Genomic DNA, 13,489 nt, shown 5'->3' with positions numbered 1-13,489 from the left:
GCCCGCCCCCGCCCCTACAGACCCAGCTCGGCGGGTAGCTCCCGCTCCTCGCCGAGGACGTGCCGCGCCAGGAAGGCCTCGACGACGCCGTACCAGATCCGGGCGTGCTGGGGCTTGAGGATCCAGTGGTTCTCGTCCGGGAAGTAGAGGAAGCGGTGGGGTGTCCGGCCCTCGGCGTCGGCGGGCAGCTGCGACTTCGACAGCAGCTCGTACCAGAGCCGCAGGCCCTCGCCGATCGGCACCCGGTAGTCCTTGTCGCCGTGGATGACGAGCATGGGGGTGTTGATCTTCTCCACATGGTGGTGCGGGGAGTTCTCCTCCCTGGCCTCGGGGGTCATCTCCCGCTCCCAGTAGAAGGCGGCGTCCGTGGTGGGGCCGAACTGGTCCAGCGACCACAGGCTCGCGTGGGTCACGATGGCCGCGAAGCGGTCGGTGTGCCCGGCGACCCAGTTCGCCATGTAGCCGCCGAAGCTGCCGCCCATGGCCGCCACACGGGTCCCGTCGATGTCCTTCCGGGCCACCAGGTCGTCCGTCGCCGCCATGAGGTCGGTATAGGGCGCGTCGCCCCACCGTCCCCAGCCGCGGTCCACCATGTGCTGCCCGTACCCCGTGGACAGCGCCGGGTCCGGCAGGAGGACCGCATACCCGCGTGCCGCCATGATCCACGGCGACCAGCGCCACGTCCACGCATTCCACGAACCGATCGGCCCGCCGTGGATCCACAGCAGTGCGGGCGCGGGAGACTCCTCGGTGGCCCCCTCGGGGAGCACCAGCCACGACTTCACCGGCTGCCCGTCCTCTCCGACGGATGCGATGCGCTCGAGCCTGCCGGGCAGGGCGGGCCGCTCCGCCGGGTTCAGGAGGCGCTCGGTGGCGCCGGAGGCGAGGTCGATCCGCACGGCCTCCGCGGGGAAGAGGTACGAGCTGCGCAGGGCGTAGGCGGTGGCGCCGTCCGGGGAGACCTGTACGTCGGAGTATGCCGCCGCGTCCTCCGTCACCCGCCGCACCATCCCCGTGGCTACCTCGATCACGAACACCGGCGCCGCGCCGTCGTCATCCGCCGTCACGACGAGGGCCGAGCCGTCGGGCAGCCACGCGGCAGGGGACGGCCAGCGATCCCAGTCGGCGGCCAGTGGCGTCGGCTCCCCGCCCTCGAGGGGGAGCAGCAGCAGGGTGGTGGAGGGCGCGAGGTCCACGGCGGTGCGCCGGTCCTTCAGGACGGCGAGGTGGCGGCCGTCGGGGCTGACGGGGCCGGGCGAGTAGTCGCTGTCGCGGTCGTCGAGCAGGACGGTGAGTTCCCGCGTGGCAAGGTCGACGCGGGCGAGCACCGTGCGCTGGGAGCCGCGTTCCTCGGGCACGGTGAGGGCCGTGAAGAGCACCGATCCATCGGGGCTGAGCACGGGGTGGGCGTCCCGGAGACCTCCGCGCACGGACGGGGCGAGGTCCTCGAGCGACCGCGCGCCGTCGTCGTCGAGCCCCTGCAGCCCGAAGTACCGTGGTTCGTCCGGGCCGAGGTCGGCGTCCCAGTAGCGCACCGGGTAGCCGTCGTGCAGGATGGCGGCGACTCCTGCCTCCCTGCGCACCGTGCGGCGCTCGGCGTCGTCCTCCTCGTTCGCGGAGCCGGCCAGCGCGTTCGCGGTGACGACGACGACGTCGGCCGCGTCGGCCGCGGCCACCCCTGCGACGCCGCCGTCACGGGTCAGGAGCAGGGACGCCTCACCGCCCGCGGCCGGCAGACGCCACAGCGCGGCACGCTTCTCGCCGTCCGCGTCCTCCGGGTCGGGGCGTGCCGAGGTGAAGAGCAGGTCGCCGCTGGAGAGGAACACGGCGCCGGACTCCCCTGCCGCGCCCTGTGTGAGGCGCCGCGCGGGCTGCTCGCCCACAGGGTCCACCTCCCACAATGCGGTCCTGTAGGCGGTCTTCTTGGGGTCGAGGGTCGCGACGGACGTCACGAGGCGCGTGCCTGCCCGGTCGAGGACGAGGCCGCTCAGGCGCGGCAGGGCGACGAAGTCGTCGAGCGATGAGAAAGGGGTGGTCATGCGTCATCTCTACCACCGCGTGTGGCCGCGGTCACAGCCGTTCACTCAGGGAGGAATTCCGTTGCTGAAGGCACCCATCGCACGGCGGAACCCTAGAACGGCGGAACCCGCCCTGGTGACCAGGGCGGGTTCCGTAATGCCGTGCCGTGCGTGCTGCCGGTACTACTCGGGGACGGTGGCCTCGAGAGCGGCCGGCGCATCCTCCAGCTCCTTGGGAGCACCGTGTCCGACGAAGGTGAAGCGCGCATCCACGCCCTCGCCCTCGACGTCGACGTCGACGCGCTCTCCCGACTTCAGCTCGCCGAAGAGGATCTTCTCCGACAGCTGGTCCTCGATCTCGCGCTGGATGGTACGGCGCAGCGGCCGGGCACCCATCGCGGGATCGTAGCCGCGGGTCGCAAGGAGCACCTTGGCCGCGGGGGTGAGCTCGATCGTCATGCCCTTGTCCGCCATGCGGCGGCTCAGGCGCTCGAGGAACAGGTCCACGATCTGGACGATCTCGTCCTGGGTGAGCTGCGGGAACACCACGGTGTCGTCGACGCGGTTCAGGAACTCCGGGCGGAAGTGCTGCTTGAGCTCCTCCTGCACCTTCGCCTTCATCCGGTTGTAGCTCGTCTGGGTGTCGGAGCCGGACTGGAAGCCCGTCATGACGCCCTTCGAGATGTCGCGGGTACCGAGGTTGGTGGTCATGATGATCACCGTGTTCTTGAAGTCCACCATGCGGCCCTGGCTGTCCGTCAGGCGGCCGTCCTCGAGGATCTGCAGGAGCGAGTTGAAGAGATCGGCGTGCGCCTTCTCCACCTCGTCGAACAGGACCACGGAGAACGGCTTGCGGCGGACCTTCTCGGTCAGCTGGCCGCCCTCCTCGTAGCCCACGTAGCCCGGAGGGGCACCGAAGAGCCGCGAGACCGTGTGCTTCTCGGAGTACTCGGACATGTCGAGGGTGATCAGGGCATCCTCTTCGCCGAACAGGAACTCCGCGAGTGCCTTGGCGAGCTCCGTCTTGCCGACACCCGTGGGGCCGGCGAAGATGAAGGAGCCGCCCGGACGCTTCGGATCCTTGAGGCCGGCGCGCGTGCGACGGATGGCCTGCGAGATCGCCTTGATGGCCTCGTTCTGTCCGATGACCCGCTTGTGGAGTTCGGCCTCCATGTTCAGCAGTCGCGAGGACTCGGCCTCGGTCAGCTTGAACACGGGGATACCGGTGGAGTTTGCGAGCACCTCGGCGATGAGTTCCTCATCCACCTCGGCGATGTCGTCCAGTCCGCCGGACTTCCAGCGGCGCTCCTTGTCGCTGCGCTCGTCGTGGAGCTTCTGCTCTTTGTCGCGCAGCGCGGCAGCACCCTCGAAGTCCTGGGAGTCGATGGCCGACTCCTTCTCGCGCTTGACGTCCGCGATGCGCTCGTCGATCTCCTTGAGCTCCGGCGGCGCGGTCATCCGGCGGATGCGCAGGCGCGCTCCCGCCTCGTCGATGAGGTCGATCGCCTTGTCCGGCAGGAAGCGGTCCGAGATGTAGCGCTCGGCCAGCGTCGCCGCGCTGGACAGGGCGCCGTCGGTGATGGACACGCGGTGGTGCGCCTCGTAGCGGTCGCGCAGTCCCTTGAGGATCTCGATCGCGTGGGCCACGGAGGGCTCGGCGACCTGGATCGGCTGGAAACGGCGCTCGAGCGCGGCGTCCTTCTCGATGTGCTTGCGGTACTCGTCCAGCGTGGTGGCACCGATGGTCTGGAGTTCACCACGGGCGAGCATCGGCTTCAGGATCGACGCGGCATCGATGGCGCCCTCGGCCGCACCTGCGCCGACGAGGGTGTGGATCTCGTCGATGAACAGGATGATGTCGCCGCGGGTGCGGATCTCCTTGAGGACCTTCTTCAGCCGCTCCTCGAAGTCGCCGCGGTACCGCGAGCCGGCCACGAGGGACCCGAGGTCCAGCGTGTACAGCTGCTTGTCCTTGATGGTCTCCGGGACGTCGCCGCGGACGATCGCCTGGGCGAGGCCCTCGACGACGGCGGTCTTGCCGACGCCGGGCTCACCGATCAGGACGGGGTTGTTCTTGGTGCGTCGGGAGAGCACCTGCATGACGCGCTCCATCTCGGACTCGCGCCCGATGACGGGGTCGAGCTTTGATTCGCGCGCCGCCTGCGTCAGGTTGCGGCCGAACTGGTCCAGCACCACCGAGCCGGCAGGGGTTCCCTCCTGCTGCGGACCGCCGGCGGCAGCCGGCTCCTTGCCCTGGTAGCCGGACAGCAGCTGGATGACCTGCTGGCGGACACGGTTGAGGTCTGCGCCGAGCTTCACGAGGACCTGCGCGGCGACGCCCTCACCCTCGCGGATGAGGCCGAGCAGGATGTGCTCGGTACCGATGTAGTTGTGGCCGAGCTGGAGTGCTTCCCGCAGGGAGAGCTCCAGTACCTTCTTGGCCCGGGGGGTGAAGGGGATGTGACCGGACGGGGCCTGCTGGCCCTGCCCGATGATCTCCTGAACCTGCTCCCTCACGGCACCCAGCGAGATGCTGAGCGACTCCAGGGCCTTGGCGGCGACACCCTCGCCCTCGTGGATCAGGCCAAGCAGGATGTGCTCGGTGCCGATGTAGTTGTGGTTGAGCATGCGGGCCTCTTCCTGGGCCAACACGACAACTCGACGGGCACGATCTGTAAATCTCTCAAACATGAGACACACACTCCTAGCTAACGCGTAATTCGATGCTACGGGTACGGCATGAGCTTTGGGTGCGTGTTCGCCACAGGCGAGATAACGCCGGAGGGCTTCCCCTCCGGCGCCACGTGGTGGTGGTCAGCGCTGGGCGGCGCGGTAGGCCTCGACGATCTCGCTGTTGACGCGGCCTCGGGAGGAGACGTTGTAGCCGTTCTCCTTGGCCCATTCGCGGATCTGGGCGGCTTCCTGGTTGCGGGAGGCGGCCGGGGCGCTCGAACGCTGCTGCTTCGGGGAGTTGCTGCGACGGGCTGCCCCGACGTACTCGGCGAGGGTCGTGCGGAGTTCCGAGGCATGCGTCTCCGAGAGGTCGATCTCGTACTGCACGCCGTCGAGGCCGAAGCGCACGGTTTCGTCGGCTTCCCCGCCGTCGATGTCATCGATGAGAATGATCTTTACCTTCTGCGCCACAATGCTCTCCTTATTAAGTTCCTCGATATCAATGCCCCATGAATTAGTATGCGGCATTGATGAATCGAGGTCAAAAGAAGAGCATTCCTAACTCGGATCGATTTCTTGGCCGTCATTCTTTTCCCGCGCGGCCTCGCGGTTCCTCGCGTCCTCGGCGTCCTGCATTTCCTCGGCACGTGCCAGCGCCTCGCGTTCGGCGCGGTCGGCATTGAATATGGCCTTGATCACGAAGTAGAAAAGCACTGCCAAGCAGGCTGACGGCAGGAGGACCGCTACATATTCCACCGCTACTGACCCGCCTCGGGCTTGAGAATCGGGAAGAGGATGGACTCGCGAATTCCGACGTTCGTGAAAAGCATCACGAGCCGGTCGATTCCGAGACCGATGCCGCCCATCGGCGGGGCCCCGTATTCGAGGGCCCGCAGGAAGTCCTCGTCCAGCTGCATGGCCTCGTCGTCGCCGGCCGCGGCCTGTCGGGACTGCTCCGTGAGCCGCTCCCGCTGGATCACCGGGTCGATGAGTTCGGAGAAGGCCGTGCCGCGCTCCATCCCGCCGATGATGAGGTCCCATGCCTCGATCAGCCGCGGGTCCTCCCGGTGGGGCCGGGCGAGCGGCTGCGCCGACGGCGGGTAGTCGTAGACGAAGGTCGGCTGGATGAGGGTCGGCTCCACGATCTCGGAGAAGAGCTCGAGCACCACCTTCTCCGCGCCCCAGGCCGGGTCCAGCGAGACCTCGTGGCGTTCGGCGATCGACCGCAGCTCCTCGAGTCCGGTGTCCGGCGTGACCTCCTGGCCCACCGCGGCGGACAGACCGGGATAGACGCCGAGCCACGCCCACTCGCCGTCGAGGTCGATCGTGCCCTTCGCGGTCTCGATGGTGCGTGATCCCAGCAGGTCGGCGCAGGCGAGGATCATCTCCTTCATGCGGTCCGCCATGACGAACTGGTCGGCGTAGGCCTCGTAGCACTCGAGCATCGTGAACTCCGGGCTGTGCGTGGAGTCCACGCCCTCGTTGCGGAAGATCCGGCCGATCTCGTAGACGCGGTCGATCCCACCGACGACGGCGCGCTTCAGGTACAGCTCCAGGGCGATGCGGAGCGTCATCTTCTGGTCGAAGGCGTTGAGGTGGGTCTCGAACGGCCGGGCCGTCGCTCCGCCGTGGACGAGCTGGAGGATGGGTGTCTCGACCTCGATGTAGTCGTGGCGGTTGAGCGTCTCCCGGAGTGTGCGCGTGATCGCGGCGCGGGTGCGGACCATCTGCCGGGCCTCCTCGCGGACCATCAGGTCCACGTAGCGCTGCCGCACGCGCGTCTCCTCGTTGACCCCGGCGTGCAGGGTGGGCAGCGGGCGGAGCGCCTTCGAGGCCATGGCCCAGGAGTCCGCCATCACGGAGAGCTCGCCGCGCCGCGAGCTGATGACCTCGCCGCGCACCTGGACATGGTCACCGAGGTCGACGAGCGCCTTCCAGTCGGCGAGGCGGTCGGGGCCGATCTCCGCGAGGCTCAGCATGACCTGGAGCCGGGTGCCGTCCCCCTCCTGCAGCGTGGCGAAGCACAGCTTGCCCGAGTTGCGGATAAAGACGACGCGTCCGACGACGGCGACCTGCCGGCCGCTCGACTCTCCCGTGGGGAGCTCGCCGAACTGCTCCCGCACCTCGCCGAGCGAGTGCGTCCGCTCCGGCCTGACCGGGTAGGCCTCGGTACCGGCGTCGAGCAGGGCCGCCCGCTTCTGCAGCCGGAAGCGCATCTGCTCGTTGAGGTCTTCCGCGGGGAGGATTTCGTCGTGAGTCACGGAAAACAAGTTTACGGCTCCGCGCCGGGCGCCGGGTGCCGGTGTGCCTCAGCCCACGACCGGCAGGAAGGTGTTGTCGATCAGGCGCACGGCACCGACCCTGGCCGCGACGACGGCGAGCGCCTGGTGCGACCGGCCATCGTCCCCGACGACGGCGAACGACAACGGGTCCACGACCTCGAGGTAGTCGAGTTCCACCAGTTCCTCGGACGCTATCTCGGCGCGCGCACGGTCGAGGTCGGGCGGTGCGCCCCGGCCGGCGGCGTCGCGCAGCCCGCGGAGCACGCGTGAGAGCACCAGCGCCGCGTCCCGCTCGGTGGGACCGAGGAAACGGTTCCGGCTCGAGAGCGCCAGCCCGTCGGCGTCGCGGACGATCGGCACGCCCTCGATGCGTACGGGCACGTTGAGATCGAGCACCATCCGGCGGATGAGGGCGAGCTGCTGCGCGTCCTTCTCGCCGAAGTACGCCCGGTACTCGGCCGTGGTGCCGGGCAGCCCGAGGTTCAGCAGCTTCGCGACCACCGTCAGCATGCCGTCGAAGTGGCCGGGCCTCGATGCCCCCTCGAGCACCTCGCCCATCCGGCCCGCGCTGACCCGGACCGAGGGTTCCCCGCCCGGGTACATGTCCTCGACGGACGGGGCGAAGACGACGTCGACCCCGCACCCGCCCAGGAGCCGGAGGTCCTCGTCGAGCGTGCGCGGATAGCGGTCGAGGTCCGCCGGGTCGCCGAACTGCAGGGGATTGACGAAGACGGACGCCACGACGACGTCGACGGCTTCCCGCGCCGTCCGTGCGAGTGCGGCGTGCCCGGCGTGCAGGCCGCCCATGGTGGGGACGAGGCCGAGCGACGGCGGGCCGTCGGCTCCGCCGCCGGCGGCCGCCCGGTCCAGGAGCGCCGAGGTGGCGGTCCGGAGCTCGGCCGGGGTGGAGACGAGGAGCGGGGTGGCCGGGCGGGTGGTGCCGGTCGGGGTCACGGGAGGTCCTTCGGGGAAGTGGGAGCGGTGCCGCTGCACGGCGGGGCGGATCAGGCGGGTGGGGAGGGATCGGGGCAGGTCAGGACGGCGGACCGGAGGGGCCGTCCTGCGGCGGGCGGGGAGGCCCGCTCCCGCCGGGGACGTCCGCGAGCGCGGCGAGGATCGCCTCGCCCTGCGCCGGCGTGAGGATGCCCCGCTCGAGAGCGCGCAGTGCGGTGGCACGGGCCATACCGAGATAGGCCTGGCGGGTGTCGGGGGCGTCGTGCGCCTCGAGGGCGTCACGGTGCGCACGGACGGTCCCGGCGTCACCGCGTGCCACCGGTCCGGTCAGGGCACCCTCGCCCGAGGACAGGGCGTTCTCGAGGGAGGCCTTCATGAGCGGGCCCAGCATGCGGTCGGGATGCTGGACGCCGAGGTCGGCGAGGAGCTGGGCGGACTGCGCGGCGATCGTCACCAGGTGGTTCGAGGCGTGGGCGAGGGCCGCGTGGTACAGCGCCCGGGACTCCTCCTCGATGACGACCGGCTCCGCTCCCATCTCCACGACGAGTGCCTGCGCGATGGGCAGCACGGCGGACGGGGCGGTGATGCCGAACATGCTGTCCGGCAGGCGCCCGAGGTCCAGGCTCATCCCGGTGAAGGTCATGGCGGGGTGGATGGCCAGGGGGATGGCACCGGCCGCGCGTGCGGGGCCCAGCACGGCGGTCCCGTACCGGCCGGAGGTGTGCACCACGAGCTGCCCGGCCTGCCAGACCCCGAGCTGGGCGAGCCCTTCGACCAGCTCGGACAGGGCGTCGTCGGGCACCGTCAGCAGCACGAGTTCCGCACGCTCGATGATGTCGGGGACCTCGAGGACCGGGACCCCGGGCAGCAGGTTCTCGGCGCGTTCACGGCTCGCCTCGGAGACGGCGGCCACTCCGACGACGGCGTGGCCCGCCGATCGCAGGGCCGCACCGAGGACGGCGCCGACCCTCCCCGCGCCCACGATGCCGACGCCGAGCCGTCCCGGCCGGCGGGATGCGTCAGCGGCCATCAGCGGGCTCCTCCGTCCCGCCGGGCGCGGGCGCGTAGAGCGGCACCTCGGGCATCACGTCCCGGACGCCGGGGGCGGGCCGCGCATCGTCCTGCGGCGTCCCGGCGTCGTCGTGCCGGGTCTGCCCGGTGTCCCCCGTGAATCCGGCCTCCCCCGCCCCGGTGTCCGCCGTGGCGGCCGTGTCCTCCGCCCCGGTGTCCGTCGTGGCGGCCGTGTCCTCCGTGGTCCCCGTGGCGGCTGCCGCGGGGAGCGCGCCGGGGACGGGCTTCATCCACTGCTCGGGGCCGCTGCGGCGCCGGGCCTCGGCGGCGCGGGCGGCCTGTCCGTGGAAGAGCTCCCAGGCCGTGGCCGAGTCCGCGAGGAGGACCCGCGGATTGACCGGGCCGGGCGTCGTCTGGAACTGCAGGTTCGAGACGCGGAAGCGCCGCTCCACGGGGCCCTGCTCGATCGACAGCGACTGGGTCCGCTCGTGCGGGACGACGACGAGCTGGCGCCACAGCACGCCGGAGCGCATGAGCAGTGCCGTCCGCGTTCCGACGAAGCCGGTGCGCCGCCAGGCGAGGGGTGCCAGCCACCGGGCCCGGCGCGGAGTGGTCGCGAAGCCCTCGGCGCCGTCCCGGCCGGCCATGCCGGCGGTGAACACCTCGACCGGACGCGGCGTCCCGGGATCGGGCAGCACGAGGGCGAGGATCTGCAGCACCTCGTCGCGGGTGCCGACGGGGAGGAGCGTCGCACGTGCCTGTCCCTCGCTGGAGACCGACGCCCCGTAGCCGGCGACGTTCACGGTGACGCGGTACCAGCCCTTCAACCGCCAGAGCGGTGACTGCTGGATGCTCAGCGCCTGCACGCGTCCCGGCGGTACCGTCTGCGAGCGCGTGTCGAGCAGTCCGTAGCGCATGCGGATGCCGTCCGGGGAGGTCGCTGCCCGGAAGTTGTAGCCGGTGTTGAGGGCCGACCAGTAGGCGCCCACGACGCCGATGAGGATGGGGATGAAGGACGTCGCGATGATCGGTGTCTCCAGGACCACCCCGAGCGTGGTGACGACGGCGGCGGCCACGACCAGCGCCACGGTGGTCCCCGAGAGGACGGCTGCGCCGACGACCCGCGCCGGCGGGATCGCGACCACCTCCCGCTCGGGCGCCTCCACGGCCTCCTCCGGATGCTCCGGGTCCGGGTCCACGCCTGCCGCGCGCGCGAGGATCGTGGCGCGCAGCCTGCGGGCGTCGGCCAGCTTCAGGAACGCGAGCCGGACCGCGGACTCCCCCGCGTCGGCCACCTCGAACTTGAGCTCGGCGAGCCCGAAGATCCTGGCGAGGAAGGGCTGCACGATGTCGATGGCCTGCACCCGGTCGAGGCGCGCCTGCCGCTGCTGCCGGAACACGACGCCGGAGTGGACGCGCACGTGCTCGGCCGTGACCTGGTAGCGCGTGAAGTACCACGAGACGAGGAAGGCGGCCGCGACGACCACCACGACGCCGAGCACGATCCCGCCGGCCACCAGGAGGCCGATGCCCTCGGGCAGGGGACCCCGCTCCCGCGATCCGCCGCTGAACAGGCCCTCGAACCAGTCCCTGCCCACGAAGTAGAGGATGGCGACGAGCGCGATCCAGCCGCGCACCAGCGGGGAGATGAAGTGGACCCGGTGCCAGGTGTCGGCAGGCGGAGCGGTGGCCTCCGGTCCGTCCGGGGCGGGAGTCGCCGGGAGGCCGCCGGAGGAGCCGGGCGGGGCCGTCACAGCCCGGCCAGCCTGGCTTCTCCCCGCGCGGACAGCTGCTCGCGCAGCCTCGTGCCCTCCTCGGAGGGCAGGCCGGGGATCAGGGCGTTCGTGGCGGGGGACGCGGTGTGGAGCTTGAGCGTGCAGATCCCGAACGCGCGCTCGAGCGGCCCGACGGCGACGTCGACGTACTGCATGCGGCCGTAGGGGACCACCATGGTGCGCTGGAAGAAGACGCCCTGGCGGACCAGGAGGTCGTCGTCGCGCTCGGCATAGCCGATCGAGGCGACCTGGCGCGGCAGCAGCATGCCCCGCCACACGGCGATGACCAACACGACGGCGGGGAGCCCCCAGGCGATCACGGGCGGCGGGAACGAGTCCCAGAGGCCCGTGAGGCGGAGGACGAGCGGGACACTCGCGAGGACGAGCCAGACCACCGACCCGATGAGCCAGCCGAGCAGCCGGACGCGCAGGTACTTCGGTGACACCCTGGACCACTCGAGCCCGGACGGGTCGATCGGTTCCCTACGCATATTCCCCCTCGATGGAGCCCGGAGCGCCCGTGCCGTCGTCGTCGGGCGGAAGCCTGCAGAAGCTCTCGACGACCAATCCCACCACAATCATCAGGATCCCGCCCACCATGAGTGCCACGGACCCCCACAGGGGTGCCGTGGTGGAGCGGACCGCCAGGAGGGCCACCTGGTCCACGAGGATCCCTGCGTGCCAGCCGAGGCTGAGCGCCCCCGCGTACGCACAGGCCTGTGCGAGGACGAGGGTGCGGGTGGCGAGGATCGGATCGAGGGGCCGATCGCGGTTGCCGTTGCGCCACCGCAGCACGCGGCGCCCGAAGACCAGGGTGATCCCGAGGATCACCGCCGTGGTGACGAGGGACGTCAGCGGCAGGGTCGGGGTGCCGTAGCCGTTGCGGGTCGCGAGCCAGTTGGCCAGCCAGCCGGCGAGTCCGGCCAGCACGCCCACCAGGGCCAGCCAGCGGAACCGAAGGGTGCTCACAGCGTCCTAGACTCCCTCGAAGGGCACCAGGCCCGCAAGATCGGCGGCCTCCGCGGCGAGCCCGGCGACGGGCCGGCCGCCCAGTTCCGCCCCGGGGTCCATCCAGGCCCAGGGCTGCAGGACGAACGCACGGGACGCGGCGCGGGGGTGCGGGATCGTCAGCGCGTCGTCGTCGGAGGTCCACGCCCCGTACGTGATGATGTCGACGTCGAGCGTGCGCGGCCCCCAGCGCACCGTGCGTTTGCGGTGGTGGACGTCCTCGACGGACTGGCAGTGCGCGAGGAGCTCGTACGGTCCGAGGTCCGTCTCCACCTCGATCACCATGTTGAGGTAGTCGGGCTGCTCCGGGCCTCCCACCGGCTTCGTCCGCACCACGGGGGAGACGGCGCGGAGGCGCACGTGCTCGGAATCCACGAGGTCGGCGACGGCGCGCACCAGGGTGTCGCTGCTGGCTCCGAGGTTGCTGCCCAGTGCGAGGACCGACCGGACCGTGCTCATGCCCGGCTCCGGCGCAGCGTCACGGCGACGTCGCCGAACGGCACCTCGATGGGTGCCTTCGGCTTGTGGACGGTCACGTCGACGGCGGCGACGGGGAACGCGGCCAGGACCGCCGAGGCGATCGTCTCTGCGAGGGCCTCGATGAGGTCGAAGGGCTTCCCGCCGATGATGCCGTGCACCAGTTCGGCGAGCTCCCCGTAGTGCGCCGTCCTGGCGAGATCGTCGCTGGTCCCCGCGGGCTGCAGGTCGAGGTGGAGCACGACATCCACCGCGAAGGGCTGGCCGTCCCGGCGCTCGTGGTCGAAGACGCCGTGGTACCCCTTGGCGGTGATGCCGGTGAGCACCACCGTGTCCAGGTGCCCGGAGGGTGAACCGGGCCTGCCCGGCACGGGAGACCCGTTCACCGTCGGGCGCCGGCGGCGGCGACCTTGACGGCGTCGAGCGTCGCGGCAGGATCATGGACGCGGACGCCCCAGGCGCCGGCGGCGGCGGCCAGGGTCGCGACCGCGAGTGAGGCGGAGTCGCGTTCTCCGGGCGCCGCGGCCCTGCCCGCCGAGGTCAGGAGGGTGCCGAGGAACCGCTTGCGGGAGGCACCGACGAGCACGCGGTGTCCCAGCCCGGTGAAGGCGTCGAGGTTCCGCAGGATCGCCCAGTTGTGCTCGTCGGTCTTCGCGAAGCCGAGTCCCGGATCGAGGATGATCTGCTCGGCGGCGACGCCGGCGGCCATGAACCGGTCGCGCAGTCCGACCAGTTCCGCGGTCACCTCCGCGACGACGTCGCCGTAGGTCGCGAGGCCGTCCATCGTCGCGGCCGTGCCCCTCCGATGGGTCAGGACGTAGGGCACGCCGCGCTCGGCGACGAGTGCCGGCATGGCGGGATCGAAGCCGGCGCCCGAGATGTCGTTGACGATCGCGGCACCCGCATCCAGTGCCTGCCGCGCGGTCTCCGCGTGCATGGTGTCGATGCTGATCAGGGCTCCGGCCTTCACGAGGGCCTTCACCACCGGGAGCACGCGGGCCAGCTCCTCCTCGACCGGCACCTGGCGGGCGTTCGGGCGGGTCGACTCCCCACCGACGTCGATGATGTCCGCACCCGCGTAGTGCATGCGGAGGCCGTGGCCGATCGCGTCGTCGGTGGTGGCGTACCTGCCGCCGTCGCTGAAGGAGTCCGGAGTGACGTTCAGGATCCCCAGGACGACGGCGCGGTCCGCCGGCAGGTCCCCGACGGCCTTTGCCACCCGGACCGGCCGGAGGACGGGCAGCGGCGAGGTCGCCGGCCCCGTCCCGGGCGCTGCAGCGAGAGAATCCAT

The 13,489-nt window shown here is 71.0% G+C and carries 13 protein-coding genes; all 13 read right to left on the bottom strand.

Features of this window, described 5'->3' with window-relative positions; translation table 11 throughout:
* Nucleotides 1-14: 14 nt before the first annotated feature.
* The 13 genes from ACX80L_RS07955 to folP all read right to left on the bottom strand — a co-directional run bounded on the left by ACX80L_RS07955 (nucleotide 15) and on the right by folP (nucleotide 13,489).
* Nucleotides 15-2,039, bottom strand: a complete 2,025-nt coding sequence (locus ACX80L_RS07955; RefSeq protein WP_459288893.1) for a S9 family peptidase — start codon at nucleotides 2,037-2,039, stop codon at nucleotides 15-17.
* 162 nt (nucleotides 2,040-2,201) lie between these two features.
* The gene (locus tag ACX80L_RS07950) at nucleotides 2,202-4,709 is read right to left on the bottom strand and encodes an AAA family ATPase (RefSeq protein ID WP_133080094.1); all 2,508 of its coding nucleotides are present in this window, start codon (nucleotides 4,707-4,709) and stop codon (nucleotides 2,202-2,204) included.
* A gap of 123 nt (nucleotides 4,710-4,832) precedes the next feature.
* Complete coding sequence (locus ACX80L_RS07945; protein WP_459288891.1) at nucleotides 4,833-5,162, bottom strand: histone-like nucleoid-structuring protein Lsr2; 330 nt, start codon at nucleotides 5,160-5,162, stop codon at nucleotides 4,833-4,835.
* 87 nt (nucleotides 5,163-5,249) lie between these two features.
* On the bottom strand, nucleotides 5,250-5,405 hold the full coding sequence (locus ACX80L_RS07940) for a hypothetical protein (protein WP_347876219.1): 156 nt from the start codon (nucleotides 5,403-5,405) through the stop codon (nucleotides 5,250-5,252).
* Between the two features lie 44 nt (nucleotides 5,406-5,449).
* Nucleotides 5,450-6,952, bottom strand: a complete 1,503-nt coding sequence (lysS, locus tag ACX80L_RS07935; protein WP_459268415.1) for a lysine--tRNA ligase — start codon at nucleotides 6,950-6,952, stop codon at nucleotides 5,450-5,452.
* Between the two features lie 48 nt (nucleotides 6,953-7,000).
* The gene (gene panC, locus ACX80L_RS07930) at nucleotides 7,001-7,927 is read right to left on the bottom strand and encodes a pantoate--beta-alanine ligase (RefSeq protein ID WP_459288889.1); all 927 of its coding nucleotides are present in this window, start codon (nucleotides 7,925-7,927) and stop codon (nucleotides 7,001-7,003) included.
* 79 nt (nucleotides 7,928-8,006) lie between these two features.
* On the bottom strand, nucleotides 8,007-8,957 hold the full coding sequence (locus ACX80L_RS07925) for a Rossmann-like and DUF2520 domain-containing protein (RefSeq protein WP_459288887.1): 951 nt from the start codon (nucleotides 8,955-8,957) through the stop codon (nucleotides 8,007-8,009).
* Nucleotides 8,947-10,692 (bottom strand): PH domain-containing protein, encoded by a 1,746-nt coding sequence (locus tag ACX80L_RS07920; RefSeq protein WP_459288885.1) that lies wholly within the window; start codon nucleotides 10,690-10,692, stop codon nucleotides 8,947-8,949. Before ACX80L_RS07920 ends, ACX80L_RS07925 begins: the two co-directional genes overlap by 11 nt.
* Nucleotides 10,689-11,204: a PH domain-containing protein gene (locus ACX80L_RS07915; RefSeq protein ID WP_459288883.1), complete on the bottom strand. Its 516-nt coding sequence runs from the start codon at nucleotides 11,202-11,204 to the stop codon at nucleotides 10,689-10,691. The genes ACX80L_RS07920 and ACX80L_RS07915 overlap by 4 nt, the downstream gene beginning before the upstream one ends.
* Nucleotides 11,197-11,682 (bottom strand): DUF3180 domain-containing protein, encoded by a 486-nt coding sequence (locus ACX80L_RS07910; RefSeq protein ID WP_133080089.1) that lies wholly within the window; start codon nucleotides 11,680-11,682, stop codon nucleotides 11,197-11,199. Before ACX80L_RS07910 ends, ACX80L_RS07915 begins: the two co-directional genes overlap by 8 nt.
* Nucleotides 11,683-11,688: 6 nt before the next feature.
* Nucleotides 11,689-12,180 (bottom strand): 2-amino-4-hydroxy-6-hydroxymethyldihydropteridine diphosphokinase, encoded by a 492-nt coding sequence (gene folK, locus ACX80L_RS07905; protein ID WP_133080088.1) that lies wholly within the window; start codon nucleotides 12,178-12,180, stop codon nucleotides 11,689-11,691.
* Nucleotides 12,177-12,569, bottom strand: a complete 393-nt coding sequence (folB, locus tag ACX80L_RS07900) for a dihydroneopterin aldolase (protein WP_459288881.1) — start codon at nucleotides 12,567-12,569, stop codon at nucleotides 12,177-12,179. Before folB ends, folK begins: the two co-directional genes overlap by 4 nt.
* Nucleotides 12,570-12,580: 11 nt before the next feature.
* Nucleotides 12,581-13,489 carry a dihydropteroate synthase gene (folP, locus tag ACX80L_RS07895; protein ID WP_459288879.1) on the bottom strand — a complete coding sequence of 303 codons (909 nt, stop codon included), beginning with the start codon at nucleotides 13,487-13,489 and terminating at the stop codon, nucleotides 12,581-12,583.

This window comes from Arthrobacter sp. MDT1-48-3, assembly GCF_054511015.1.
The sequence above is the reverse complement of the archived record's forward strand: the minus strand, read 5'-3'. Positions and strand labels throughout refer to the sequence as shown.

Coding starts and splice junctions, on each gene's coding strand:
- ACX80L_RS07925 (WP_459288887.1), bottom strand. CDS start 8,957: ATGGCCGCTGACGCATCCCGCCGGCCGGGACGGCTCGGCGTCGGCATC.
- ACX80L_RS07950 (WP_133080094.1), bottom strand. CDS start 4,709: ATGTTTGAGAGATTTACAGATCGTGCCCGTCGAGTTGTCGTGTTGGCC.
- folK (WP_133080088.1), bottom strand. CDS start 12,180: ATGAGCACGGTCCGGTCGGTCCTCGCACTGGGCAGCAACCTCGGAGCC.
- ACX80L_RS07915 (WP_459288883.1), bottom strand. CDS start 11,204: ATGCGTAGGGAACCGATCGACCCGTCCGGGCTCGAGTGGTCCAGGGTG.
- ACX80L_RS07955 (WP_459288893.1), bottom strand. CDS start 2,039: ATGACCACCCCTTTCTCATCGCTCGACGACTTCGTCGCCCTGCCGCGC.
- folP (WP_459288879.1), bottom strand. CDS start 13,489: ATGGATTCTCTCGCTGCAGCGCCCGGGACGGGGCCGGCGACCTCGCCG.